Origin of the sequence: Vibrio sp. Vb0888 (genome assembly GCF_033338835.1) — a bacterium.
Lineage (GTDB): Bacteria > Pseudomonadota > Gammaproteobacteria > Enterobacterales > Vibrionaceae > Vibrio > Vibrio alginolyticus.
In genome coordinates this window covers 1-1,201 of the sequence record NZ_JAWOTL010000210.1, presented here as the reverse complement: position 1 = coordinate 1,201, position 1,201 = coordinate 1, and the positions used below count along the sequence as shown (strand labels likewise).

Annotated in this window: 2 protein-coding genes; both read right to left on the bottom strand. The window is 46.1% G+C overall.

Annotated elements, in window-relative coordinates; translation table 11 throughout:
* Window positions 1-299: PilN domain-containing protein (locus R7P72_RS25080; RefSeq protein ID WP_411912908.1), on the bottom strand; the 299-nt coding region annotated here is incomplete at its 3' end.
* Window positions 283-1,201 (bottom strand): type IV pilus assembly protein PilM (gene pilM / locus R7P72_RS25075; protein WP_318110970.1); only part of this gene is annotated, 919 nt, incomplete at its 5' end. The genes pilM and R7P72_RS25080, both read right to left, overlap by 17 nt.

Sequence of the window (1,201 nt, the reverse complement as noted above, 5' to 3'; positions counted from 1 at the left end):
GTGGTTTTATTCCGACCATTTTGCAACGCTTCCACAACTTTCAAGCGTTCCAAGATTTTGCTGTGTTCAAGCTCCGCGATCTTCATCGCTTCTATCCGCTTATCTAGATCGGAAATGTACGTTGTTAGATAGTCGAGTCGCTCTTGTTGAAGATCTTGTTGGTACTCATAATATTTGCCAACGCCCCACTGAATCCCCAACGCCACCATGACGCCCAATACCACTAAACCGACAAATCGACGACGATGCTCTTCCCTTTGATTTTCGCGCCAAGGCAATAAGTTAATGCGATACAGCACGCACACCTCCTAACCAATGAATGCCACGGACCGCCAGCCCTGCAGCTGTCGAAAAATGTTGCCAATCAGCCGCTCGTCGCTTGCGTTTCGACACTTTCATTTCAAACAGTCCGAGTGGGTTTAGCAACTCGCACTCCAATGCCAACTGATGCGAGAGCTCTTCTGCCAACATTGGCGTCGATGCCCCCTCGCCCGATAACCAAATGCCTTTGATGTTTTGTGAACCGTTGATCGAGGTATAGAGCTGCATTTGACGTTTTACGCGCTCAACCACTTGACGATTGAACTGTTCCGTTTTGGCTTGAGCATCATCAGAAAGTAAGTCTTCTTGTGACGTCCCCATTGAAATACGAGTACCGCACGCAAACTCCTTATGAAACAGTTCGCCTTGCTCGGTAAACATGGTGAATGAACTCGCTAGCGAGCCGATGTCTAACAAACAGTATTTGTTTTTTTCAGGAAAACGCTCTGCGGCAAGCTTCCAGATATGACCTAGGCTTTGAGAGTGCACGTCAACCAACACAGGCTTTAAACCAGACTGTTGTAACGCTTCAACTCGGCTTTCAACCACATCTTTGCGCGTAGCGAATACTTGATAACTGTCCGTTCCACGCATCCCTTCTTCCGCACGAAGGCGTACGAAATCCAAACTCAGTTCTTCCACAGGAAAAGGAGATTGATGAGAAAAAGCTTGTACCACCGCAAACTCGATTTCGCTCTCATCAAGGCTTTGTTCGATTTGCAGTTTCTTGCTAATAACTGAGTTGTCTGGAACAGAAATTGCCACTCGCTTGGCCCCAAAAGGCAGCTCTTTTTTCATCTGCTTTAGGGTCTTTACAATTTCTTGATGATTTATGGTGTTATTTTCAGCGACAATACCTTCCTTAAGTAATATTTCTTTG